Below are 21,333 nucleotides of genomic sequence, written 5' to 3'. Positions count from 1 at the left end.
GGCGCCACTCGCTCGTCTCTCGGGGTTCATGCTGCTGACGTAGCGTTGCTGCAGACCGGGGAGGTGCAATGACCACGCCGTTACTGGGAAGCCGCACGCTGGATCGGGAGACCGCTCGTTCGCTCCCGCCGGGATCGCGATTGCCGACGCTGGCTCAGACCGTCCTGTTCGCCGGGCATCGTAAGACGTTCTTCCCCCGGCTACGGGCGCGGTACGGCGATGTCTTCACCGTCCGGCTCGTGCCGGGCAGTCGGGTCGTCGTGGTACTCAGCCGGCCGGACCACATCCGCGAGGTCTTCAGTACGCCGCCGTCGATCGTGCACGCGGGTGAGGGGAACACCGCGCTCGAGCCGATCATGGGCAAGCACTCGTTGTTGCTGGTCGACGATGACGACCATGTCCGGATGCGCCGCCAGCTGATGCCGGCCTTCAACGGCGCGGCGCTACGCGGGTACGCCGAGATGATCGCCCGGCTGGCGCGCGCCGAGGTCGAGGCCTGGCCGATCGGAGAGTCCTTCCGGCTGCACGACCGGATGCGGAACCTCACCCTCGAAGTGATCCTGCAAGTGGTCTTCGGGGTGACGGACTCCGACCGGCTGGACCGGCTGCGACCGCTGGTCGAGAAGGTGGTCTCGGTCCGGCCGATCATCATGCTCGGCGGCTTCTATCCCGCCCTGCTGAAATTTCCGCCGTGGCGCACCTTCCTGCGGGCCCAGGAGCAGGTCGACGAGATCCTGTACGACGAGATCGCGCGCCGGCGGGACGATCCTGAGCTTGCCGAGCGCAACGACGTACTCTCGAAACTGCTTGCCGCAGGCACCTGGTCGGACGTCGAACTGCGCGACCAGCTGGTGACGTTGCTGCTGGCCGGGCACGAGACGACAGCGACGGCGCTGGCCTGGGCGTTCCATGAGCTCGCGCGGATACCTGACCAGCTGCAGGCCGGACAACAGGCGGCTGACGACGTCAACGACGCCTACCTGGAAGCGATCGCGAAAGAGGCGTTGCGGTTGCATCCGGTCGTCTACCAGGTCGGCCGACGGCTCACCGAGACAACAGAAATAGCCGGCTACCGCCTACCGCGCGGCACCACCCTGATGGCCGCGATCGGCCTGGTGCAAGGCGACGAGCAGAACTACCCGCAAGTGAACGAGTTCCACCCCGACCGCTTCCTCGGCGACAACCCACCAGCCCCCGGCACCTGGATCCCCTTCGGTGGCGGCACCCGCCGCTGCATAGGCGCCGGCTTCACCCTGCTGGAATCCACCGAGATCCTCCGAGCCGCCCTAACCCGCTACAACGTCCACGCGCTCCGCCCGGAACCAGAGAAAGCAACACCGCGGAACGTAACCCTGGTCCCATCCCGCGGCTGCGAACTAATCGCCACTCCCCGCTAATGTCCGAAGAAGTGGAGGTGACGTCCCTCCAGTTCTTCGGACGTTAGCGCGCCGCAACGGAACCCCCCGGCGCGGCGCACTGACGGCTCTTTCAGTTCTCCGGGTCGCCGACGTCGCCGAGATCCACGTCGCGGACGTCTTCGAGGTCGGTTTCGTCTTCGTCTTCGAGCACGAAGGGCTCGTCGTCGTTGACCACGTGGACCGCGGCCTCCTCGGCGCTCGCGGCGGCGCCGTCGAAGCCGACGTCCTCGGCGACCAGGTCCTTCTCGTCGTCGGAGTGCGCACCTTCATCCGGCGCGACCAGCCGGCCGGATCGGACCTGACCGACCTCGGGACCGCCGACGTTCTCGCCTTCCTCGGCGTACGGATCGACGTCCGGCTCCTCCTGCGCGATCCGCTGGTCGAGCGTCTCGCCCTCCAGCGCCTCGTCGGCGGTGGTGCCGAAGCCTTCACCCGCGGACCACTTCTCCGGCGGCGAGTAGCCCTCGTCCAGCAGATCGTCCACGCCCCGGTCGTTCAGCGTGTCCTCTGCCTGCAACTGATCCTCGTCGTCGACGCTGTAGCTGCCGTAGTCCTCACGGTTGTTCTCGGTCATGCCCCCACCCTGACTGTCCGCGAGGGTTGAATCAAGGCAGAGCGCGGCAGCGGGCCGTGCATCATGGTGGGATGGATCCGGTCAGGCTGACTCTGGAGCAGTTGCGTGAACTGCGCGACGACGTCGCCCCGCAGGCCGCTCGCCGGTCCAGGGCGTCGGTCCGCCGCCGGGTGGACCGCTGGCGCGACCGGGCGTTCTTCATCGCCCAGTGCGCGCTCGCCGCCGGCGTCGCGTGGGGCCTGGCCCGCTATCTGGTCGGCCACAAAGTGCCGTTCTTCGCCCCGGTAGCCGCGATGGTCTGCCTCGGCTTCAGCTTCGGCCAGCGTTTGCGCCGCGTCGCCGAGGTGATGGTCGGCGTGGCAGTCGGGGTCGGTGTCGGCGACCTGTTCGTGAAGATGTTCGGCACCGGCATCGCCCAGATCGTCTTCGTCGTCGCGCTCGCGATGAGCGTCGCCGTCCTCCTCGGCGCGGGCACCCTGATGGTCTCCCAGGCCGGCGTCCAGGCGGCGATGGTGACCACGCTGCTCCCCGATCCCGGCGCCGGGTTCAGCCGTTGGCTCGATGCGGCGCTCGGCGGTGCCGTCGCCCTGGCCGCGGCGACGATCGCACCCGCCGCGGCGATTCGTCGCCCTCGGCAACAAGCAACCGCAGTACTGAACGAGCTGGCCGCGCTCCTGGCCGAGACGGCCGACGGGCTCCGCAACCACAACGAGGCCGACCTCACGGACGCACTGCGCCGCGCCCGAGCCAGCGAATCCCTCCTCGACGACCTCCGCAGCGCCGCCGCCGAGGGAGTCGCCGTGGTCCGGATGTCCCCGTTCCGGCGGCGCCATCGCGGCCGGGTCCAGGAGATCGCCGACCTGGTCGTCCCGCTGGACCGGGCGATCCGCAACATCCGGGTCCTCGTACGCCGGGCGGCAGTCGCCGTCTGGCGTGGTGAGCAGATGCCGGCGGAGTACCCGCTGCTGCTCGAACGTCTCGCCGACGGCACCCGGCTGATCGCGGAGTCCCTGTTCGAACCGGCCGCCGACGTGGCCGCGCACCGCGTCCTCGGCGAGCTCGGCCGGCGTACGGCGGACCTCCCGACCCCGGCCGGGCTCTCGGCCGTGGTGGTGCTCGGCCAGATCCGCTCGACCATCGTGGACCTGCTCGAACTGACCGGTACGACGTACGAGGAAGCGCGTGAACTGGTCCCGCTCCGGCCCGACGGGCTGGATGAGAAGTAGTTGACATCCTCCCCGGACTGAAGCCCGGGGATTCTCAGCCGCTATAAAGCTGATTGGTTGGCGCTGCCAGCCAGGGCTGGACCTCTGCGCCCAGGCACCGCATGTCCTGCGGCCGGGAGGCTGTTGAGGGCGCGGCCGAGAATTACGACTGCGGCGTTGGTATCGGCATGCGCTTGGTGTCTGCAGGCTTGGCACTCGAAGACCGCTTGGCTCTCGCGGTTCCCGGGTGCGCAATGCCCGCAGGCCGCGCACGTGCGGCTGGTGTTCGTCGGGGGGCACCTGGCGATTCTTGAGACCTGAGCGATCACCTGTGCGACCAACGGCCGGGTTTGCACCGCGTGACACCGATCACACCAAAAAGTTTTGCCGGATCTCCGTCATACCCGGGGTCCGCGTGCGTCTCACTGGCATGACGATCCACCGATTGATGAGCGTTCTCGCCGCCGGGCAGACCGGCGAGACCACCGCGGCCGACGCCGCCCCTGACGACCGGAACGACGCCGCCGCTAAGCAGTAAGGCGCTAACCGGACGGACGGGCAGGCGACGCACCCGGACGGTCTCCCCCACCGAGGTAGACCGCACGGAAGTCGCACGACGCAAGAGGCGCCCTTGTGCGCAGCGTCGCCTGCACCCGTCACCGGTGCTCCCACCACAGAGGGTGCACCCCAAAACCACCCGCCGAGTTGTCCTGACGCCGATTGCGCGAGGCTCAGGGCGACCGGCGGGTGGTTTTTTGGCGTCCAGCGCCGACAGAGCTCTAAAGGCCGGCGACCGTGACCTCGGTGGTCACCGAGTTCGCGATGAAGCACTCCTCGTGGGACAGATGGTGGATCCGCTCCAGCGTCCCGGCATCCGGCGTCGGCCCGGCGAAGGTGATCTTCGGGTGCAGGGTCACCTGGGTGATCGCCAGCTTGCCGGCCGCGTTCTTCGCCATCACGCCGACCGCGTGATCGTCGTACGAGTCGACCACCAGCCGCTTCTTGGCCGCGATCGAGAGGAAGGTGAGCATGTGGCAGGACGACAGCGCCGCCACGAACGCCTCCTCGGGGTCGACCGGTCCCGGGCTGCCCAGGTACGCCGGATTGGCGGACCCGGGCACGGTGATCCCGCCGTCGAAGCGCCACTCGTGGTCGCGGCTGTAGGTGTCGTAGGTGAACTCGTGCTCACCGCGGGTCCAGCTGACATCGACCACGTGCTCCGACATGTCGCGATCATCCCTCCGAAATACCGGCCGGCACCTTGGTCGATGCCGTCACCGGGTTGCATCGTACGGCGACGTGCCCAGGCAGCTGAGCCACGAAGTCGCTGTCGTACCGCGACGCCATTCCTGCCACCGGGAAGTCCGTGGTGACGTACTGCGCACCGCTGGCCAGCGCGATGCCGACCCGGCTGAAGTCCTTGTCCCGGATCGTCGCCAGCGGCTCGTCCGACCGGGTCCGGATCAGGTAGCCCTTCTTCACCAGTCGCTGGATCTCGGCCTGGTTCGCACCCCGCGGGTCGTTCACCTCGGTGATCGCGGCATCCGGCTGGCCCTCGGGGCCACGGGTGAAGACGGCCCGGCCTTCCAGGTTCGGCTTGCCCTCGCGGTACAGGTCCCGGATCTCACCCTCGCCACCGTTGTCGAAGTAGAACATCACCTTGCCCTTGGCGCTGTTGAGCGACGGCCAGCCCTTCGTCAGGACCGACTGCTCCAGCGTCAGGCCGGGCTTGCGGACGTTGTCCGGCGTCAGCAGCTGCTTGGCGGGGAAGACCGACCGGATCTCGGTGTCGACGCTGTTCAGGTTGGTGAGGTCCCACGGCGGTGCCTTAACGCCACCGGCCGCGACCACCTGCGGGTCGGACTGCTTCAGCTCGAGGTTGATCGAGATCGGCGCTGCGTTGGGGTGCTGGTCCGTCCAGGCCTTGACCTGCTGCAGGCAGATCACGAAGGTCCGGCAGTTGGTGTTGTAGTCGAAGTCCGGGACGTGCATGACCTTGATCCCGGGCTGCGCCAGCGCCGGATCGGTCAGCGGGCCCTGGCCGGTCAGCTTGCGGATCAGCGGGTAGGTGTAGAGACCTCCGGCCGGGTCCGGGAACAGGTCGAGCTCCAGCGTCCGGACGCGCTGGTCCTCCAACTGCTGCTGGATCGGGGCATGCGAGTACCACAGGTCCACCGACCCCGGGTTCAGCTGCTTCTGCACGGCCTGCTCCGCCGGGCTCAGCTCACGATGGTAGGAGTTGTGCGAACCGACCTGCTGGATCTGGTTCATCCGCAGTCCGGAGTTGCCCGCGGTGCGGAGGTTGTCCGTGCTGGGCGTCTGCTTGGCGGGGGTCAGGGCCGAGCCGGCCAGACCTCCCAGGGCGACGGTCAGGGACGCGACGCCCGCGACCATCTTGTTGCCGATCTGCATTGGATCTCCTCTGAAGGACCTGGCGGTGTCGATCTGAGCATGAGTCTCGTCCAGTCCGGTGTCATCGGGCTGACCGAAAGCTGTCATGGCACGAACCAACGGCCGCACTGAACTGGATATCAGTCACACAGATTGATGACATGACTGTGGGTTTTGGCAACGTTGTCGCTTTCGCGAGGCACAATGAGCCCATGGTCACCACGTCAACCGGTGCCGAACACGGGTCCGCCGCCGACGCGGCCTATCCGCTGCGCCGGACCCCCACCCAGGACCGCGCCAACCGTCAGGTCGAGCGGATCCTGGACGCCGCCTGCGCGGAGGTGGTCGAGCGCGGCTACGACGCGGCCTCCACCAGCACCATCGCCAAGCGCGCCGAGATCGCGGTCGGCAGCGTCTACCGGTACTTCCCGGACAAGCGGACCCTGATCCAGGCCATCGAGCGCCGCAACCAGCACCGCTACACCGAGGCGGTCCGGGGGCGGCTGGCCGTCGTCGAGGACTGGCGACAGGCCGTCGATGTCACCCTGGACACCTTCCGGGAGATGCACCGCAACGACCCCGGCTTCCGTGCGGTCGTGCTGAGCGGGCTGGGCGATCCAGACCTGGAGGCGACCCCCGGCGAGTTCGACGACCAGCACGCAGGCGAGTTCGCGGAGTTGCTGACTCTGCGGTTCGGAGCCCGGGACGGTCGCGAGTTCCGGCTCGCGGTGACCCTGACGATCGCGATGGGCGAGGCGCTGGCCCATCTGGCCGACCGGCTGCCGGCCGAAGCCGCGGAGTACGTGCTGTCGCAGGGGCGCCCGGCGCTGCATCGGCTCCTGGAGCCACACCTGCCGTAGTACGGCAGACCTGACCGGCCCGGCCGCGGCGGCGCTCTCGCCGCCGCGCCGCTCGAAGCCGCGATCGGGCTGGAGCGGGAATAACTAAAAGGCCCCCGCCACTGAGGCGAGGGTTCGGGTGCACCGGTCCGGACCCGGCTCCTGGGATCGCCCCAGGCTGATGAATTCTTCGGTCAGGCGACCGGCGTTGATGGCCGCGGACCGGACTGCGGCCAATGGCTGACCCGGCCCGTGACCCGGGCCCGGCGGGGCGCCCGTACGTCGTAGCTGACGATCACGCGGTCGTTCTTGGCGTAGACGACCCTGCTGTTCACCGGCAGCTTGCGCAGGACCTCGAACGGGCCTTCGCCATGCCGCGTGTAGTACTCGACGGTGACCTCGACGTACTCCGCCGGAGCACCGCCCACCAATTGACCGCGGATCGGTCCCCGAACCCGGACCACCAACCCCGCCGTCTTCTCCTCACCCTGATCGCGACGTCTCCCACCCGCGACCACGTCTGCCACGATGCATGCTGCGACCAGCAGCACCAGGCCGAACCCTCCGAATACAACGATAGTCAACATGGCACCTACCCCCGACGCGCCGCCCGCATTGGCGGTCGTCTTTGTCGATACAGCTGCGGCCTTCCCGCACAACGGTTCTGACGCCTCCAAGAATGCGCCGGTTCCCACGTTCTGACAAAAGATTTCCAGTCGAAACCCAAACCGTTAGGAACCGGTCTCCCCCCGGTCACCCAGCATGCTGAATTCGTACTGCGTGGGAACGGTTCGATCCTTACCGAGCTGCTCCTGAATCTCCCGCCAGAGGCCGGCCAGATCGTTCTCGCCCTCCCGCAGGCCGGGCAGTTCGATCCCCTCGTCCAGCAAGCTTTCCGCCCCTTCCGGATCACCGGACTGCAGGAGCAATCGAACCTTGGCATGACGGATCCTGGGATCCGATGCCAAATGACCGGCCTGCTCGAAGACCCGCTGCGCCTGCGCGGTTCCACCGCTGGCAAGGAAGGCGTTCATCGCCTCGGCCAGCAACTCTGCCCGCTGCGGCGAACTGAGTTCCACCGCGCGTTCGTAGTACGACTCGTCTCCGGTGGCGATCGCCAGGTTGCGCAGTGCCCACGGGTTGTCCTGGCTTGTCCGGGATCTGTGCCAGGCCTCGATCGCGCCGGGCTCGTCGCCGGCGTACCAGCGGGCGACTCCGCGGTGATACCAACTCAACCAGTTGTCGTCCTCGACCGCTTCGAGCAGCTCACGCCAGCCCACCAAGGTCCCATCCGGCGCCGCCGCACTCGCCGGCATTCGTCCTTCGAGTACGGGCAACCAGGCGCGTTCCCGATCGCTCATGGTGGCGTCGCCGAACGGCGTACCGGTCGAGACCTTCCAGCCCGTACGCCGTAGCTCGAGCGCTCCCCATCCCGAGCCGGCCGACAAGGTCTCGCCTGGCGCCGAGTCCGCGACCGTCAGCCAATCCTTCTCGCGCCCGGCCAAATCGGTTGCACTGAGCAATGACTTCAAGGTGGCGGCGACACCCGTCCGCGCCACCTCCCATTCCTCGGCGTGCGCGACGGCCGGATCGACGTCGAGGCGACCATACGCCTCCAGCCAGTGCCATTCCGTTGCTTCAGGCAACTTCAGGTGTTCGAGCTGGGTCTTGGCCAGACCGGCCTGGATCTCGCAGTACCCATCATTCTGCTTGCCGGGCGAGAGCCACTCCTGCCAGCGGTGACCGCCCCGGCTCTCACCCCAGACGAACATCTTCCGGCCGGGCAGCCGCTCGGTCGAGGTCTGCACCAACCCGTTGCCATCAGCATCGAGTGCCGCGATCCACGGCTGCTGCTCCGGCAGGGGTTCGAAGAAGAAGTCGATCGCCCGCCGATGCCGCATCGGGTAGCTGAGGTCGACCTCGTCCTGCACCGGTAGGTCCACCAGGTCGAGCCGGTTGCCGTAGCCGTGCTGCCACGCCTGGTTCGCGGGCACCAGGACCCGGGTGTCCGGCGCCTGCTCGACGGCGATGTTCGACCACCAGTACACCGGGGCCGGATCGGTCGACGGATTCTGGATCCGCGCCCCGACGTACAGGAACTCGGAGTCGTCCGGGAGCCAGAAGTCGAGTTGGGTGACGAGGTTCCGGCTGCGTTCCCACTCCCACAGGCGCAGGATCGGGCTGCCGTCCGGGCCCTCGACCCGGGCGGCGTGCATCGGCGAGCAGGTGCCGGTCCAGTGGCCGGTGCTGCCGAGATTCCACTCGACACCGCCGGCGAACCAGGCGTCGCGGAGGGCGAGGTTGGCCGGCTGGAGCACCGGGTTGCGGTAGAGCAACTCTTGGCCGCTCGCCTGGTGGACGAGCGAGTAGAGCCGTCCGCCGAGCGACGGCAGGACGGTGGCGCGCAGGTGGTCGTTCTCCAGAACGAGGGTCGGGATCGGCCGGTCCACCAGGCTCCGGTCGTAGTTGTCCTGGGTGAGACACGGCAACGAGTAGCCGAGCTGGCCGTACTCCAGGTTCTGCCGCATCTCGGCGGGCAGGTCGGCGTGGTTGTCGAGCCGACCCCGGCCGGCCTTCCGCTGGATCGGCGGCAACGGGTTCTCCGCTCCGAACGCCGCCGCGGGCAGAACCAGATCTTGCGCAGAAAGGATCGTCACAGCGTCGATTCTCGCAACTTCGCGCAGTCTTAGTCCAGGGTTGGGCGTCGTCCGATATACATGGACGACCACGAGCGGCGAGGGGAAACAGATGGACGCTGATGTGATCGTCGTCGGAGCGGGGCTGGCCGGGCTGGCCGCCACCGCCGAACTGGCCGATGCGGGCAAGAAGGTGTTGTTGCTCGACCAGGAACCGGAGGCGTCACTCGGCGGCCAGGCCTTCTGGTCGTTCGGCGGGCTGATGTTCGTCGACTCACCCGAACAGCGCCGGCTCGGCATCAAGGACTCCCGCGACCTGGCCCTGCAGGACTGGCTCGGCTCGGCCGGCTTCGACCGGCTGGACGATGAGGACAAGTGGGCCCGGCAGTGGGCCGAGGCGTACGTCGACTTCGCGGCCGGCGAGAAGCGCCCCTGGCTGCATGGGCAGGGGGTCAGATTCTTCCCGGTGGTCGGCTGGGCCGAGCGCGGCGGCTACAACGCCGATGGGCACGGCAACTCGGTGCCGCGGTTCCACATCACCTGGGGCACCGGGCCGGGTTTGGTCGAGCCGTTCGAGCGCCGCGTCCGTGAGGCGGTGGCGAAAGGCCTGGTGGAGTTCAGGTTCCGGCACCGCGTCGACGAGCTGACCGTGACGGCCGGCGTCGTCGACGGCGTCGGCGGGAAGGTGCTGGAGCCGAGCGATGTGGCTCGTGGCGTCGCGAGCTCCCGCACCGAGGTCGAGGACTTCGCTCTCACCGCGCAGGCGGTGATCGTCACCTCCGGCGGGATCGGCGGCAACCACGACCTGGTCCGCGCGCAGTGGCCGGCCCGGATGGGGAAGCCACCGGAGCACATGATCTCCGGTGTACCGGCGCACGTGGACGGCCGGATGCTCGGCATCACCGAGGCGGCCGGCGGCCGGTACGTGAACCGCGACCGGATGTGGCACTACGTCGAGGGCATCCGGAACTGGGACCCGATCTGGCCGATGCACGGCATCCGGATCCTGCCCGGCCCGTCGTCGCTGTGGTTCGATGCCACCGGCAAGCGACTGCCGGTGCCGCTGTTCCCCGGCTTCGACACCCTCGGCACGCTCGAGCACATCATGACCACCGGCTACGACTACAGCTGGTTCGTGCTGACCCAGAAGATCATCGAGAAGGAGTTCGCGCTGTCGGGTCAGGAGCAGAATCCCGACCTGACCGGCAAGGACATCAAGGCCGTCCTCGGCCGGGCTCGCGGCGGCGCCACCGCGCCCGTCCGCGCCTTCATGGAAAAGGGCGCCGACTTCGTCGTCCGCGACAACCTGGCCGACCTGGTCCGCGGGATGAACGAGCTGACCGTTGACAAGCTGATCGACCTGACCGACCTGGAACGGCAGATCGTCGCCCGGGACCGGGAGATGGACAACACCTTCACCAAGGACCTGCAGATCACCGCGCTCCGTGGCGCCCGGAACTATCGCGGCGACAAGCTGATCCGGGTCGCGAGCCCGCACAAGATCCTCGACCCGAAGGCGGGCCCGCTGATCGCGGTGAAGCTGAACATCCTTACCCGCAAGTCCCTCGGCGGCCTGCAGACCGATCTGGACTCCCGCGTACTGCGGGCCGACGGCACCCCGTTGCCGGGCGTCTACGCGGCCGGTGAGGTCGCCGGCTTCGGCGGCGGCGGCAGCCACGGCTACCGCTCGCTCGAAGGAACCTTCGTCGGCAACTGCCTCTTCACCGGCCGCACAGCCGGCCGCGCGGCCGCGAAGGCGGTGTCCTGACCCCTTCGACCAGCCCTTCGGCACCTGACCGGCGCCGTTCGACGCCCTCAGAACACCATGGTCAGTAGATCCGCGAAGAGCTCCTGCTCGTCGATCTCCAGGCCGCGGTTGGTGAACCAGGTGGCCATGTTGTGGCAGTCGCGGAGCAGGAAGTCCATCCCCTTGGGGTTGCCGACGATGTCGACCACCTGCGGGAGATCGATCATCACGATGCGATCGCCCTGCGCCAGCACGTTGTACGGCGAGAGGTCGCCGTGCGCCAGGCCGGCCCGGGCGAGTTCACGCATCCCGTCGCGGAGCTGTTCGAAGTACTGGTCGAGCAGTGCCTTCGACGGTCGCACCTGGGCAAGGCGTGGCGCGGCACCGCCCTCACCGTCGTCGATGAACTCCATCAGCAGTTCGATGCCGTCGACCTGGACCGGGTAGGGCACCGGGACGCCGGCTTTCCAGAGCCGGTTGAGCGCATCCCATTCGGCGTACGCCCATTGGCCGGCGGCGACGCTCCGGCCGTGCGCGCTCTTCTTCGCCATCGCGCGGGTGTCACGGCTGTTGCGAGTGCGCCGGCCTTCGACGTACGACGTACTTCGGTGGAACGACCGGTGTTCCTCCGAGCGGTACCGTTTGGCGGCCAGCAGCGACCGTTTGGCGGGGCTGGCGCCGATGGCCTGAACGGCCCGTTCGACCAGAAAGACGTCGGCTTCCTTGCCGGTTTTGAGGATGCCGAGCTCGGTATCGATCGCCGCCTGTTCCGTCACGACCCAGTCGGGTCGTGGCTGCGTCGGCGAATCGGGGCCGCGAGAACCGCGCTCGACATCCAGCCAGGTCGACCAGCGTTGGTCCGGGCCGAGCTGTTCGTCGACTTCGGAGAACCGGAAGACGAACGCGTCGGCGACATCCGGTTCGGAGTCGTCGGCGGTGAGTGCGGCCCAGCGGGAGTCGAGGTCGGCGAACTCCCGGTCGGTGTGGTTCTGCTCAGTTAGTTCGGGGTTGGTGCGAAAGACGTCGGACGACATCAGATGTGCTCCCGGAGAAAGAAGTGAGGCTGACGCGGGCATGCCGCAGCGCAGTGATGGCCATTCGTCAACCCTCCTTAGTCCAGGCAGCAGTCGTAGCTGCTCAGTCGCCTCAGAATGCGGTCCGCACCCCACCCACCGCAACTGAATTAACTTCGGCCCGTCAGCGGAGCTGGGAGCGGGCGGTGGGGCGGAGGTGCAGAAGTTGGGTGGGGGCGGTGCTGCGGCAGGTGAGTTCGGGAAGGAGTTTGGTCTGCCAGGCGCGCGATCCGGCCAACTGGCGGCGGTGTTCGGCGTAGGCGCTGTCGCTGGGGAACGTCGCGAGCCAGACGAAGACGGTCTCGTCGCGGAGCGGTAGTACGGGGAAGTTGTTCTCCACTGCGAGGGTCTCGAAGGTCGCGGTGAGGGCTGCGCCGGATCCGGTCAACGCCGGCGCCACCTGGTCGGCGAAGAACTCCACGAAGCCGTCGTCCGCCGTACTGCGGTGGTAGACGGCTCCGGCGATCACAGAGGTGGGGATCTCGGTCGCGCCGATCGGGGGCCTGGGTGCGTCGAGAGCGGGGAAGGCGGAGCCGAGTTCGATCGGCTTCAGCAGCAGGGCGTTGTCCGAGTCGAGCATGGTGGCGTTCGCCTCGCCGCCGCGCGCTTTCCAGACCGGGCCGTAGTAGAACCCGTTGAGCGCCTTGGCACGAGCCGGCAGGTCGGTGAACCCCCGCAACCAGACGAACCGGTCCGGATCGTCGAGATCCCGGAACTGGCCGCAGATATGCATCCCCTCGGCCTCCTGCCCCTCGACGAACGCCTCGTCGAAGACCTCGATCAGGGCGTCCCGCCGCCCCGGCCGCAACGTGTACTGCCGCAGATCGACCACCGCACAACACTCCGTCATTCCGAACCTCCACCTCGCAGCCACCGATCCGGTACGCCGGTACGCCGTCAGTCAACCGGCGAACCCTGACATCTTCCGTCAGCTTTTCTCTGTCGATCGGGTCTGGGCGGCCGATGATGGGGTACCGGGGAATCCTGGGGACCGACCAGCGCGCGGGAGCGACGGATGATCGACGAAGGACGGCTCGGGACTTATCTGCAGGACCACTACGCCGGCTCGTCGGCGGGGATCGAGTTGTTCCGGCGGGCGGCCGATCAGCAGAGCGATCCGGTCACCCGGACGGCACTCACCAGGATCATCGAGCAGGTCGACGCCGAACGCGTCGCGCTCGAACGGTTCCTCGCCGCGGTCGGGTCCAAGCCGGATCCGGTGAAGAACGCCGGCGCCTGGGTGGCCGAGAAGCTCGGCCGGTTCAAGCCGAACGGCGAGCTGATCCGGCGTTCGCCGCTCAGCGACGTGGCCGAACTGGAGATGCTGCGGATCGCGGTCGAGGGGAAGGCCGCCGGCTGGCGGGTGCTGCGGAAGCTCGCCGAGGACGAAGAACGGTTCGTCGTCGCCGAGTTCGACGCCTTGCTGAAGGATGCCGCCGCCCAGATCGAGGAACTCGAAGAACTCCGGATGGCCACCGCTCTCAAGGTCTTCCGCCGCCCTGGCTGAATCGAGGCCCGCAGGGCCCGGACGTGGGAGTGGGTGGTGACCGGATCCGGTCACCACCCACTCTTCAGTCGTTCAGGTCAGGTGAAGATGCTGACGCCACCAGGGCCGACCAGTAGCCCGACGACGATGAGGGCGGCACCCATCAAAACCTGGCCGCGGACGAGGGAGACGATCCCCGAGATGACGAGGATTGCCGCGATGATCCAGAGCACTAAGCCCATGGTCGTTTCCTTTCTCGACGCGCCGGACCGGCAAGGGTCCGGCGACTGACTTCCCCGTGTTCTCTGGCCATTCAGGTGCCCGCCCTCCACCGAGCACAAACGGTGCCGATTTTTTTACTTCAACCGGCCGGTCCCGTGACCCTCCTCACAGCACATTCAAACGGTTGCAACACTCCTAGGGTTGATTCGGCGGCCTGGGTTTGGTCTGGTGGAGGGAAGTGGTTCAGCCGTGATGCCACTGACCGCAGGACGACCACGACGAGGTTTCTCACCGTGACCATCGCACCTGTCCACGCCGACGACGACTCGAAGCAGCTGATTGCCGACACCACCCAGGAGCTGTTGGCCGAGGCCGAACGGGTGCCCGATCCGCGGCATCAGGAACTGCTGGACGAGGTGGTCGTCCTGAATGCCCCGGTAGCGCGCTCGATGGCGTCCCGATATCGCCGTAAGGGCGTCGATGCCGACGACCTCGAGCAAGTGGCCTACCTCGGGCTGGTGAAGGCTGCCAATGGTTACCGGCTCGACGAGGCGACCGCCTTCCTCGCGTACGCCATACCGACGATCCGGGGCGAGCTGAAGCGGTACTTCCGCGATTGCGCGTGGGTCGTCCGTCCGCCGCGGCGGGTCCAGGAGATGCAGGGCAACATCGCCGCGGCCGAGCCCGAACTGACGCAGCGGCTCGGTCATCTCCCGACGAATCAGGAGACCGCCGAGGCGCTCGGAACGGCCGCCACGGAGGTCGCCGAAGCGAGTTCTGTTCGTGGCTGCTTCAACACGCTGTCGCTCGATGCACCGAGCGGGATGGAGAACGGGACGAGCTTGCTCGAGGCAGTACCGGCAGCCGAAGACGGTTACGAGCTGGTCGAGAACGTGCACACGCTGGCGCCCGCGGTCGATGGGCTCGGCGATCGCGACCGGCGCATCCTCGAACTCCGGTTCTGCTCCGGCTTCACCCAGGAGGAGATCGGCAACGAACTCGGCGTCAGCCAGATGCAGGTCTCCCGGCTGCTCCGCACCATCCTCGACCGCCTCCGCGCCGAACTCACCCGGGGCATCCCCCGCCCCACCTAGTGCCCCGAGCCTTCCGCGTCGAAGGTCGTGTGGAAGACGTCGCCGTTGCCCAACCGGGGCTGCGTGCTGGTATCACCCGCGGTCAGACCCGAGAGGTACGCCGTACCGGCGCGTCCGGCGACGAAAAGGTTGGCTTCGGCGAACGCATCCGCACCATCGTCCTCGGTGGTGCCGAACTGGCGAACCCAGGTGCGACTCTGATCCTGCGCATAGCGAGCCAGTACCACGTCGAACTTGCCGAGGCCGGTCTGCAATTGGCCGTCGGTGAAGCCGGCGACGAAGACTCCACCGGCTCCGTCCGGAGTGATGGCCGCGCCCTTGTCGTTGCCTGCAGTACCGAGTTGGTCCTTCCAGACAACGACTCCGGTCGAGTCGACCCTGGCCACGACCAGGTCCTTGTCCCCCGCGAGAGGCGCGGCGAAGTCGCCTGCGGTGTAGCCGGTCAGGAAGGCGCCGCCGGAACCGTCCGCGGCCAGCGCCCAGACCTCGTCCGCCTCGGTGGTGCCGAGTTGCTTCAGCCAATTCGCCGTACCGGCCTGGTCGTAGCGGGCGACGAATCCATCGAGTCCGCCGAGCGGCTCGCCGAGGGCACCCGCGGTCATCCCACCCAGGTAGACCGACTCGCCGCCGGCAACGACGGCCATCCCCTTCTCCTCAGCGGCGCTGCCGACCTGACGCAACCAGACCTGCTTCCCATCGCCGTCCAGCTTGGCGACGAACGCGTCCTTGTCGCCCAGATTGGTGCCGCCGAGATTGCCTTTCGTGTAGCCGCCCAGATAGGTCCCGCCGGCTGAATCCGTCGCCACCGAGTAGCTACGGTCCGCCGCCGTGGTGCCGAACTGGGTGATCCACTCGCGATTGCCGTTCCCGTCGTACCGGGTGGCGAAGGCATCGTCGGAGGGGTTGCCGGGGTGATTTCCGTCCAGGTCGCCCGTCGTATAGCCCGTGACCACCGGGCGGCCTTGCGGATCGAGCGCGACGCCGTACGCGCGCTCGGTTCCGCTCGTGCCCAGCTCGCGCGACCACAGCTTGGTGCCGTCCGGCCCGTACTTCGTGAGTGCGACGTCCTTGCCCCCGGCGTACGGCTGACCGTCGATCGATCCCTCGGCGGCGATCGCCTCGTAGGTGTTGCCGGCCGGATCGACCGCGATCCCACCGGCCCGATCCTCGCCTGCCGTCCCCGACAGCGCCGCCTTCATCGGCGTCGCGGGCGGCTTGCCGATGAACTGGAAGATGTACTTCGCGCCCTCGACGAAGGTGGGACCCCAGACGTCCCAGTCGTGACCACCGTCGACCACCCGGAACTCGCTCGTCAGGTTCGGCACCCGGACGGCCTGGTTGAACACCACGTGCGCCTCGAAGTCCAGATCGTGCTGGTAGTCCTTCGGCTCCGGGTTCTTGTACTCGTCGTCGCCGACCGCGATGAACAGGTGCGACTGGAGTCCCTTGCCGGCAAAGGCTTCGAACGCGGCCGGATAGTTCAGCCTCCGGTACACCGCCTCGGAGAACGCGGCCTTTCCCTTGCCGTAGGCACCGAATTCGCGGGCGCTGGAGCCGGCCGGCGGAAGCGGTGAGTAGACCGCTGGGCTGAGCACGATCGCGGCGCCGAACAGGTCCGCGTGCACCATCGAATACCGCAGTGCGCCGGAGCCTCCCATCGAGTACCCCGCGATCGCACGGCCGGTGCGATCGGCGATCGTCCGGTACGCCGCGTCGACGTGCGGGACCAGATCGTGGATCAGCGCCGTCTCGACCGGACGGCCGGGATCCTCGCCCTTGTACGCCGAGTCGACGTAGTAGCTCGCCCGATCGCTCCAGGGCGCGTCCGGCATCACCGCGATCGTGGGCGGGATCTCGCCGGTCGCGATCAGGTCGTCCAGGCGACCCTTTAGCTGGGTCCAGGCGCTCATCGAGTCGCCTCGACCGTGCAGGAGGTAGATCACGGGGTAGCGCTGGGACGACGTTTGGTAGCCGCCAGGCAGATAGACGTTGTACTTAATGTCCTCGCCGAGGGTGGCGGAACGGACGGCGGCTTCGGTGATCACGCCTGCCTCGGCTTTCGCAGTGCTGGCCGCAGGGGGTCCGGCTGACGGGATCAGCAGGTTGACGACCAGGGCGGCGGCCGCGGTCGCGGCCAGGACGGGAAGATTCGTTCGCATTCTGCACGGCTCCAGGCAGGGGAAGCTGACTGATCAAGCTCTTTGTAATCGCTTACGTAAACGATTACAAGCCCTCGGGCTCTGGTCCTGCGACCGGTAGGCTCCTGTAGCGTCGGCATGGTGGACTTCGAAGAAGCGGCGAGCCGGTTGTACGCCGCGCCCTCGGCCGACTTCATTGCTACTCGCAACGAGCTGGCCAAGGAGCTGAAGGCGGCCGGCGATCAGCTCGGCTCGACCCGGCTGAAGGCCTTACGCAAGCCGACCGTCGCCGCGTGGCTCGCCAATCTGGTCGCTCGCGAGCTTCCCGACGACATCGACGACCTGCTCGCGCTCGGTGACGAGTTCCGGCAGGCGACGGCGGACCTCGACGGCGAGCGCCTCCGCGAATTGACCCCTCGACGGCACAAACTGCTCGACCAACTGTCGAAGTCGGCGGCCGGGCTGTCGGAACGCGAAGGCCAGAAGATCAGCGCGGATGTCGGGCAGAAGCTGCGCGAAACCCTCGACGCCGCCCTGGTCGATCCGGCGGCCGGTGAAGCGGTTCGTGATGGCCGGTTGAGCAGCGCGTTGCGGCACGTCGGGTTCGGTGTCGTCGACGAGAGCGGCGAGCCGTCCAACGTGACGCCGTTGACCGACGAGCGCCGCAAACGGGCCGAGGACCGCCGGACGAAGGCCGCCGAAGCGAAGCAGCCCGCGGATGACACCGGGGAATCCACTGCCCAGAAGGCGAAGCGGGAGCGGGCCGAGCGCGAGGAAGAGGAGCGCGAGGCCGCCGAGAAGGCCGCGGCCAAGAAGGAACTCGAGGAGGCGGTAGCCGCCGCGGAGTCCGCCGAGGAGTCGGTCACCGATCTCGCCGGCCGGCTGGACGCGGCTCGCGAAGCGCTGGCCGATGCCCAGGAGGCGGTCCACCGGATCGGCGAGGAGCTGGACGAGGCGCGGAAGAGCGCTCGTGACGCGCAGAAGGAGAGCCGCGAGGCCAGGAAGCGGTACAACCGGCTCTGACCTGGGTACCGGCCGGGCGGACAACGTGGAGGCTGGCGATCAGGGCCAGGCGGACCGGAGTACGGGAAGGGTTGGGTCATGGCTCGGGCGATCTGGAGTGGATACATCACCTTCGGGCTGGTCTCGGTACCGGTCGGGCTGTACAGCGCGACCGAGGAGCACGAGCTCGACTTCCACCAGTTCCAGCGCGGCACCTCGGACCGGATCCGGTACAAGCGGGTGAACGAACGGACCGGCCGCGAGGTCGACTACGACAAGATCGTCAAGGGGCATGACGTCGGCGGCGGCGAGTACGTGATCGTCGAGCAGGAGGAACTCGCCGACATCGCGCCCGGCAAGTCCCGCTCGCTGGAGATCTCGACCTTCGTGGACCTGGACGAGATCGATCCGATCCACTTCCAGAAGAGCTACTACCTGGCGCCGAAGGACAGCGAGAACAACTCGTCGTACGCGCTGCTGCGGGACGCGCTGGCGAAGACCAACCGGGCCGGCATCGCGTCGTTCGTGATGCGCAGCAAGGAGTACCTGGCTGCGATCCGGGCCGACGGCAAGGTGCTGGTGCTGGAGACGATGTTCTTCATCGACGAGATCCGGGATCCGGCCGACGAGCTGGGCGCGCTCCCGGCCAAGTCCGGTGCGGGTAAGCAGCTCAAGCTGGCGGCCGACCTGATCGAGGCGATGAGCGGTCCGTGGCGGCCGGCGGAGTTCAAGGACTCCTACACCGAGCGGGTGAAGAAGCTCGTCGCGACCAAGCACAAGGGCGAAGAGGTCGTCTACAACGAGGAGGAGCCCGAGGCGACCCGGTCGACCGATCTCGTCTCCGCTCTCCGCGCCAGCGTCGAGGCCGCCCGCTCCCGCCGCGCCGGAGGCGGCACGAAGAAGACCGCTGCGAAGAAGGCGACGGCCAAGAAGACCGCCGCCAAGGAAGCTGGCCCGGCCAAGAAGACGGCAAAGAAGGCGACCGCCAAGAAGGCGGCTGCCAAGAAGGCCCCGGCGAAGAAGGCGACCGCCAAGAAGACAGCCGCTAAGAAGAAGGCTGCCTGAAGGCTCGGAGCAGCTCGTCGCGTACTGATGCGGCCGGGCCTCTCGGGCCGGCGTCCGATCGCGTCGCGACGTACAGGGTGTTCAACGGTGGCAACTCAGGCTCGGCCAACAGCACAAGTTCGCCGACGGCCAGCGCCTGATCGCACAAGTACGTCGGCAGCACGCTCGCGCCCGCACCCGCCCGTACTGCGGCCAGTACGCCGCGCAGATCCGGTACGACGAGGTCCGCCGTCCGGGTCAGCCGTACACCGAACACGCTGCGCCAATAGCGCCGGATGATCGGCGCCTCCTCGGCGTACGCGACCAACGGGATCTTCCGCAGCGGCTCGGGTGAAGTCACAGGCTTGCCCGGAGACCATTGCGGCGCGGCGACCAGCGCGAACAACTCGTCGTACAAGGGAGTGATCCGTACGCCGGCCCGCCGCGGCCGGATCGAGCTGACCACCACATCCAGCGTCCGGCTCACCAGCCCGTCGAGCAACTCTTCCGGCAATCCGAACCTGGTTCGCACCTGGAGCCCGGCGGCGAGGCGATCGGCCAACGCCGGCAGCACCTGGTCGGACAGGAAGTCCGACGGCCCGCCCAGGTGGACCGTGGCCGCGACGGGATCGTCCACCTCGTCGACGACCAGGCCATGCAAGGCGTCGATCGGCTCGGCGATCCGGCGGGCCAACTCGTCGCCGGCCGCCGTGGGGTGCACGCCGCGGGCTTGCCGTACGAACAGCGGCCGGTCGAGCGCCGCCTCCAAGGACTTGAGATGCGCGGTCACGGTCGGCTGGGACAACCCGAGGGTTTCCGCGCCGGCCGTGATGGATCCGGACCGATGCACGGCGAGGAAGCTGCGGAGCAGGTCCAGCGAGACGCTCATATCGGGAATCTTATGGCTTCGTCGACATATTGCTATTGGTTTCCGATGGGTCGGTCTGTCCATGATGGGGACATGACACGCGTACTGATTGCCCTGACCAGCCACTCCGACCTCGGCGACACCGGGCGCCGGACCGGCTTCTATGCCTCCGAGGCCGCCGAACCGTGGAGCGTCTTCCGCGCCGCCGGCTTCGAGGTCGACGTTGTTTCCGTCGCCGGTGGTGAACCGCCGGTCGACGGCCGCGACGAGGAGAACGCCGTACAGCAGGAGTTCTTCGCGGCGCTGGACTTGAAGAACACGCCTACCGCGACTGACCTGAAGGCCGCCGACTACGACGCGATCTTCTATGCCGGTGGGCACGGCACGATGTGGGACTTCCCAGGCGCCACGGACCTGGCTCAGCTGGCCGCCACTGTCTACGAAGGTGGCGGCGTGGTCGCTGCTGTTTGCCATGGCCCTTCCGCGCTGATCGAGTTGAAGCTCTCCGATGGCAGCTACCTGATCGACGGCAAGGACGTTGCTGGGTTCACCAACGCCGAAGAGGCCGCGGTCGGACTGACCGACGTCGTGCCGTTCCTGCTCGCCGACGAACTCACCAAGCGCGGCGCCAAGCACCACCCGGGACCGGACTTCGCTCCGAAGGTCGTCACCGACGGCCGACTCGTCACCGGCCAGAACCCGGCCTCGGCCGAGTCGACCGCCGAAGCCGTGACCAAACTCCTTCTCGGCTGAGCCAGCGGCTGTCGTCGATCAGCATCCGCCAGGTGGCGAGCCGGGTCGAGTCGAACGCGCCGAGCGCGGTGCCTCTGCTCAGCTAGCGCCGGTCTCCGACACGGGGCACTAGTTGCCGGTTTCGGGCTCGGGCAGGAGGTAGTTGCCGGGGTTGGCGGGGGCACCGGCTGCGATCCAGCGGTTGAAGCCGGCCGGGTTGCGGCGTTCGAACTCGTCCAGGCAGATCCGGCGCACCTCCGCGACCGCCTGCCTGTCCCGGGCGCCGGCGCCTTCCGCCAGCGTGGTGGCCGTCTCGCACCAGACCCCGCAGAGTTCCTCGATGCTCAGCGGGCACTGGAGCGAGGCGATCAACCGCTCGTCCTCGACCCGGGTGGTCCGGCTCAGCTCCGACAGCGCCTTGTACGCCGGTCGGTGCCGCCGCTTCGTTCGTCGCCCGTGCGGCACCACCAGGTCGAACACGATCCCGACCGCCGCGGCGACCAGCGCGATCGCCAGCCCGATGGCTCCCCACGCCAGCAGGCGAACCACCCCGGGAACACACAGCACGGCCCCGGCCGCGCAGGAAGCGACCAGGACAGGCGACTGGAAGGGCGCGTCGTCCGCGACATGCCGGATCACCGCCGCCAGCGGCCAGATCAGCGCGAACACCACGACGAGCAGGAGGGAAGCCGCGAGCGGGCCGAGCAGCAGCACTCCCGCCAGCAGCCCGGCCGTGCCGATCCCCACGCCCGCAGCGATCGCCAACCGCTGAACCCTGGGGGAAACGTCCATCGCGCCTGACTCGCTCATCCGTTGTGAAGGGACACCCTGTTGGGTAGCCTCGCCCCTCGCCGCGAAAACTGC

21 protein-coding genes are annotated in these 21,333 nt (G+C 68.0%); 9 read left to right on the top strand and 12 right to left on the bottom strand.

From position 1 onward, the window contains the following. Positions 1 to 68 precede the first annotated feature (68 nt). The gene (locus tag F1D05_RS24760; RefSeq protein WP_185442839.1) at positions 69 to 1,397 is read left to right on the top strand and encodes a cytochrome P450; all 1,329 of its coding nucleotides are present in this window, start codon (positions 69 to 71) and stop codon (positions 1,395 to 1,397) included. A gap of 91 nt (positions 1,398 to 1,488) precedes the next feature. Here F1D05_RS24760 and F1D05_RS24755 read toward each other — a convergent pair whose 3' ends face one another. Next, positions 1,489 to 1,992, bottom strand: coding sequence for a DUF5709 domain-containing protein (locus F1D05_RS24755; RefSeq protein WP_185442838.1), 504 nt, complete (start codon positions 1,990 to 1,992; stop codon positions 1,489 to 1,491). Positions 1,993 to 2,063: 71 nt separating this feature from the next. Between F1D05_RS24755 and F1D05_RS42130 the strand changes: the two genes are divergently transcribed. Further along, a complete protein-coding gene (locus tag F1D05_RS42130) occupies positions 2,064 to 3,218 on the top strand; it encodes an FUSC family protein (protein ID WP_185442836.1) in 1,155 nt (384 codons plus the stop codon). A 41-nt stretch (positions 3,219 to 3,259) separates the two neighbouring features. On the opposite strand, the gene F1D05_RS40760 is transcribed toward F1D05_RS42130, so the two are convergent. The 3 genes from F1D05_RS40760 to F1D05_RS24735 all read right to left on the bottom strand — a co-directional run bounded on the left by F1D05_RS40760 (position 3,260) and on the right by F1D05_RS24735 (position 5,609). Then, positions 3,260 to 3,526: a transposase gene (locus tag F1D05_RS40760; protein ID WP_246486897.1), complete on the bottom strand. Its 267-nt coding sequence runs from the start codon at positions 3,524 to 3,526 to the stop codon at positions 3,260 to 3,262. A gap of 450 nt (positions 3,527 to 3,976) precedes the next feature. Further along, complete coding sequence (locus F1D05_RS24740; protein WP_185442834.1) at positions 3,977 to 4,423, bottom strand: OsmC family protein; 447 nt, start codon at positions 4,421 to 4,423, stop codon at positions 3,977 to 3,979. A 7-nt stretch (positions 4,424 to 4,430) separates the two neighbouring features. Continuing rightward, positions 4,431 to 5,609 carry a phosphatidylinositol-specific phospholipase C1-like protein gene (locus F1D05_RS24735; RefSeq protein WP_185442832.1) on the bottom strand — a complete coding sequence of 393 codons (1,179 nt, stop codon included), beginning with the start codon at positions 5,607 to 5,609 and terminating at the stop codon, positions 4,431 to 4,433. Positions 5,610 to 5,800: 191 nt separating this feature from the next. On the opposite strand from F1D05_RS24735, the gene F1D05_RS24730 reads away from it, so the two are divergent. Then, complete coding sequence (locus F1D05_RS24730; RefSeq protein WP_185442830.1) at positions 5,801 to 6,448, top strand: TetR/AcrR family transcriptional regulator; 648 nt, start codon at positions 5,801 to 5,803, stop codon at positions 6,446 to 6,448. Positions 6,449 to 6,621: 173 nt separating this feature from the next. Here F1D05_RS24730 and F1D05_RS24725 read toward each other — a convergent pair whose 3' ends face one another. Both F1D05_RS24725 and F1D05_RS24720 read right to left on the bottom strand, forming a co-directional pair. Beyond that, complete coding sequence (locus F1D05_RS24725) at positions 6,622 to 7,011, bottom strand: hypothetical protein (protein ID WP_185442828.1); 390 nt, start codon at positions 7,009 to 7,011, stop codon at positions 6,622 to 6,624. 147 nt (positions 7,012 to 7,158) lie between these two features. Next, positions 7,159 to 9,084, bottom strand: coding sequence for a DUF5107 domain-containing protein (locus F1D05_RS24720; RefSeq protein WP_185442826.1), 1,926 nt, complete (start codon positions 9,082 to 9,084; stop codon positions 7,159 to 7,161). Positions 9,085 to 9,175: 91 nt separating this feature from the next. Here F1D05_RS24720 and F1D05_RS24715 point away from each other — a divergent pair, with 91 nt between their 5' ends. After that, positions 9,176 to 10,831 (top strand): FAD-binding dehydrogenase, encoded by a 1,656-nt coding sequence (locus F1D05_RS24715; RefSeq protein WP_185442824.1) that lies wholly within the window; start codon positions 9,176 to 9,178, stop codon positions 10,829 to 10,831. Positions 10,832 to 10,878: 47 nt separating this feature from the next. Here F1D05_RS24715 and F1D05_RS24710 read toward each other — a convergent pair whose 3' ends face one another. Both F1D05_RS24710 and F1D05_RS24705 read right to left on the bottom strand, forming a co-directional pair. Next, a complete protein-coding gene (locus F1D05_RS24710) occupies positions 10,879 to 11,844 on the bottom strand; it encodes a serine protein kinase RIO (protein ID WP_185442822.1) in 966 nt (321 codons plus the stop codon). Positions 11,845 to 12,007: 163 nt separating this feature from the next. Next, complete coding sequence (locus tag F1D05_RS24705) at positions 12,008 to 12,733, bottom strand: putative quinol monooxygenase (RefSeq protein ID WP_246485941.1); 726 nt, start codon at positions 12,731 to 12,733, stop codon at positions 12,008 to 12,010. A gap of 165 nt (positions 12,734 to 12,898) precedes the next feature. Between F1D05_RS24705 and F1D05_RS24700 the strand changes: the two genes are divergently transcribed. Continuing rightward, positions 12,899 to 13,390 (top strand): hypothetical protein, encoded by a 492-nt coding sequence (locus F1D05_RS24700; protein WP_185442820.1) that lies wholly within the window; start codon positions 12,899 to 12,901, stop codon positions 13,388 to 13,390. A gap of 77 nt (positions 13,391 to 13,467) precedes the next feature. On the opposite strand, the gene F1D05_RS24695 is transcribed toward F1D05_RS24700, so the two are convergent. Then, positions 13,468 to 13,611 (bottom strand): GPGG-motif small membrane protein, encoded by a 144-nt coding sequence (locus F1D05_RS24695; protein ID WP_185442818.1) that lies wholly within the window; start codon positions 13,609 to 13,611, stop codon positions 13,468 to 13,470. Between the two features lie 273 nt (positions 13,612 to 13,884). Here F1D05_RS24695 and F1D05_RS24690 point away from each other — a divergent pair, with 273 nt between their 5' ends. Beyond that, the gene (locus F1D05_RS24690) at positions 13,885 to 14,685 is read left to right on the top strand and encodes a sigma-70 family RNA polymerase sigma factor (RefSeq protein WP_246485940.1); all 801 of its coding nucleotides are present in this window, start codon (positions 13,885 to 13,887) and stop codon (positions 14,683 to 14,685) included. Here the strand turns inward: F1D05_RS24690 and F1D05_RS24685 are convergent. Further along, on the bottom strand, positions 14,682 to 16,844 hold the full coding sequence (locus F1D05_RS24685) for an alpha/beta hydrolase-fold protein (RefSeq protein WP_185442814.1): 2,163 nt from the start codon (positions 16,842 to 16,844) through the stop codon (positions 14,682 to 14,684). The genes F1D05_RS24690 and F1D05_RS24685 overlap by 4 nt on opposite strands. Positions 16,845 to 16,964: 120 nt before the next feature. Between F1D05_RS24685 and F1D05_RS24680 the strand changes: the two genes are divergently transcribed. Beyond that, complete coding sequence (locus F1D05_RS24680) at positions 16,965 to 17,846, top strand: hypothetical protein (RefSeq protein WP_185442813.1); 882 nt, start codon at positions 16,965 to 16,967, stop codon at positions 17,844 to 17,846. Between the two features lie 78 nt (positions 17,847 to 17,924). Continuing rightward, positions 17,925 to 18,890: a Ku protein gene (locus tag F1D05_RS24675; RefSeq protein ID WP_185442811.1), complete on the top strand. Its 966-nt coding sequence runs from the start codon at positions 17,925 to 17,927 to the stop codon at positions 18,888 to 18,890. Here the strand turns inward: F1D05_RS24675 and F1D05_RS24670 are convergent. Continuing rightward, a complete protein-coding gene (locus tag F1D05_RS24670; RefSeq protein WP_185442809.1) occupies positions 18,871 to 19,758 on the bottom strand; it encodes a LysR family transcriptional regulator in 888 nt (295 codons plus the stop codon). The two genes, F1D05_RS24675 and F1D05_RS24670, sit on opposite strands and share 20 nt — an antisense overlap. 72 nt (positions 19,759 to 19,830) lie before the next feature. Here F1D05_RS24670 and F1D05_RS24665 point away from each other — a divergent pair, with 72 nt between their 5' ends. Beyond that, the gene (locus F1D05_RS24665; protein WP_185442807.1) at positions 19,831 to 20,490 is read left to right on the top strand and encodes a type 1 glutamine amidotransferase domain-containing protein; all 660 of its coding nucleotides are present in this window, start codon (positions 19,831 to 19,833) and stop codon (positions 20,488 to 20,490) included. Between the two features lie 108 nt (positions 20,491 to 20,598). Here the strand turns inward: F1D05_RS24665 and F1D05_RS24660 are convergent, their stop codons facing one another. After that, positions 20,599 to 21,279, bottom strand: a complete 681-nt coding sequence (locus F1D05_RS24660) for a hypothetical protein (protein ID WP_246485939.1) — start codon at positions 21,277 to 21,279, stop codon at positions 20,599 to 20,601. Positions 21,280 to 21,333: the final 54 nt, after the last annotated feature.

The sequence above is a fragment of the Kribbella qitaiheensis genome (assembly GCF_014217565.1).
GTDB classification, from domain to species: Bacteria; Actinomycetota; Actinomycetes; order Propionibacteriales; family Kribbellaceae; genus Kribbella; species Kribbella qitaiheensis_A.
Note: the sequence above shows the minus strand (reverse complement) of the source record. Positions and strands in the feature narration are given on the sequence as shown.

What these genes read in the sequence shown, in the direction of transcription:
- F1D05_RS24740 (WP_185442834.1), bottom strand. Translation starts at nt 4,423, where the DNA reads ATGTCGGAGCACGTGGTCGATGTCAGCTGGACCCGCGGTGAGCACGAG.
- F1D05_RS24730 (WP_185442830.1), top strand. Translation starts at nt 5,801, where the DNA reads ATGGTCACCACGTCAACCGGTGCCGAACACGGGTCCGCCGCCGACGCG.
- F1D05_RS24760 (WP_185442839.1), top strand. Translation starts at nt 69, where the DNA reads ATGACCACGCCGTTACTGGGAAGCCGCACGCTGGATCGGGAGACCGCT.
- F1D05_RS24670 (WP_185442809.1), bottom strand. Translation starts at nt 19,758, where the DNA reads ATGAGCGTCTCGCTGGACCTGCTCCGCAGCTTCCTCGCCGTGCATCGG.
- F1D05_RS24755 (WP_185442838.1), bottom strand. Translation starts at nt 1,992, where the DNA reads ATGACCGAGAACAACCGTGAGGACTACGGCAGCTACAGCGTCGACGAC.
- F1D05_RS24695 (WP_185442818.1), bottom strand. Translation starts at nt 13,611, where the DNA reads ATGGGCTTAGTGCTCTGGATCATCGCGGCAATCCTCGTCATCTCGGGG.
- F1D05_RS42130 (WP_185442836.1), top strand. Translation starts at nt 2,064, where the DNA reads ATGGATCCGGTCAGGCTGACTCTGGAGCAGTTGCGTGAACTGCGCGAC.
- F1D05_RS24715 (WP_185442824.1), top strand. Translation starts at nt 9,176, where the DNA reads ATGGACGCTGATGTGATCGTCGTCGGAGCGGGGCTGGCCGGGCTGGCC.
- F1D05_RS24665 (WP_185442807.1), top strand. Translation starts at nt 19,831, where the DNA reads ATGACACGCGTACTGATTGCCCTGACCAGCCACTCCGACCTCGGCGAC.
- F1D05_RS24710 (WP_185442822.1), bottom strand. Translation starts at nt 11,844, where the DNA reads ATGTCGTCCGACGTCTTTCGCACCAACCCCGAACTAACTGAGCAGAAC.
- F1D05_RS24705 (WP_246485941.1), bottom strand. Translation starts at nt 12,733, where the DNA reads ATGACGGAGTGTTGTGCGGTGGTCGATCTGCGGCAGTACACGTTGCGG.
- F1D05_RS24700 (WP_185442820.1), top strand. Translation starts at nt 12,899, where the DNA reads ATGATCGACGAAGGACGGCTCGGGACTTATCTGCAGGACCACTACGCC.
- F1D05_RS24735 (WP_185442832.1), bottom strand. Translation starts at nt 5,609, where the DNA reads ATGCAGATCGGCAACAAGATGGTCGCGGGCGTCGCGTCCCTGACCGTC.
- F1D05_RS24660 (WP_246485939.1), bottom strand. Translation starts at nt 21,279, where the DNA reads ATGAGCGAGTCAGGCGCGATGGACGTTTCCCCCAGGGTTCAGCGGTTG.
- F1D05_RS24685 (WP_185442814.1), bottom strand. Translation starts at nt 16,844, where the DNA reads ATGCGAACGAATCTTCCCGTCCTGGCCGCGACCGCGGCCGCCGCCCTG.
- F1D05_RS24675 (WP_185442811.1), top strand. Translation starts at nt 17,925, where the DNA reads ATGGCTCGGGCGATCTGGAGTGGATACATCACCTTCGGGCTGGTCTCG.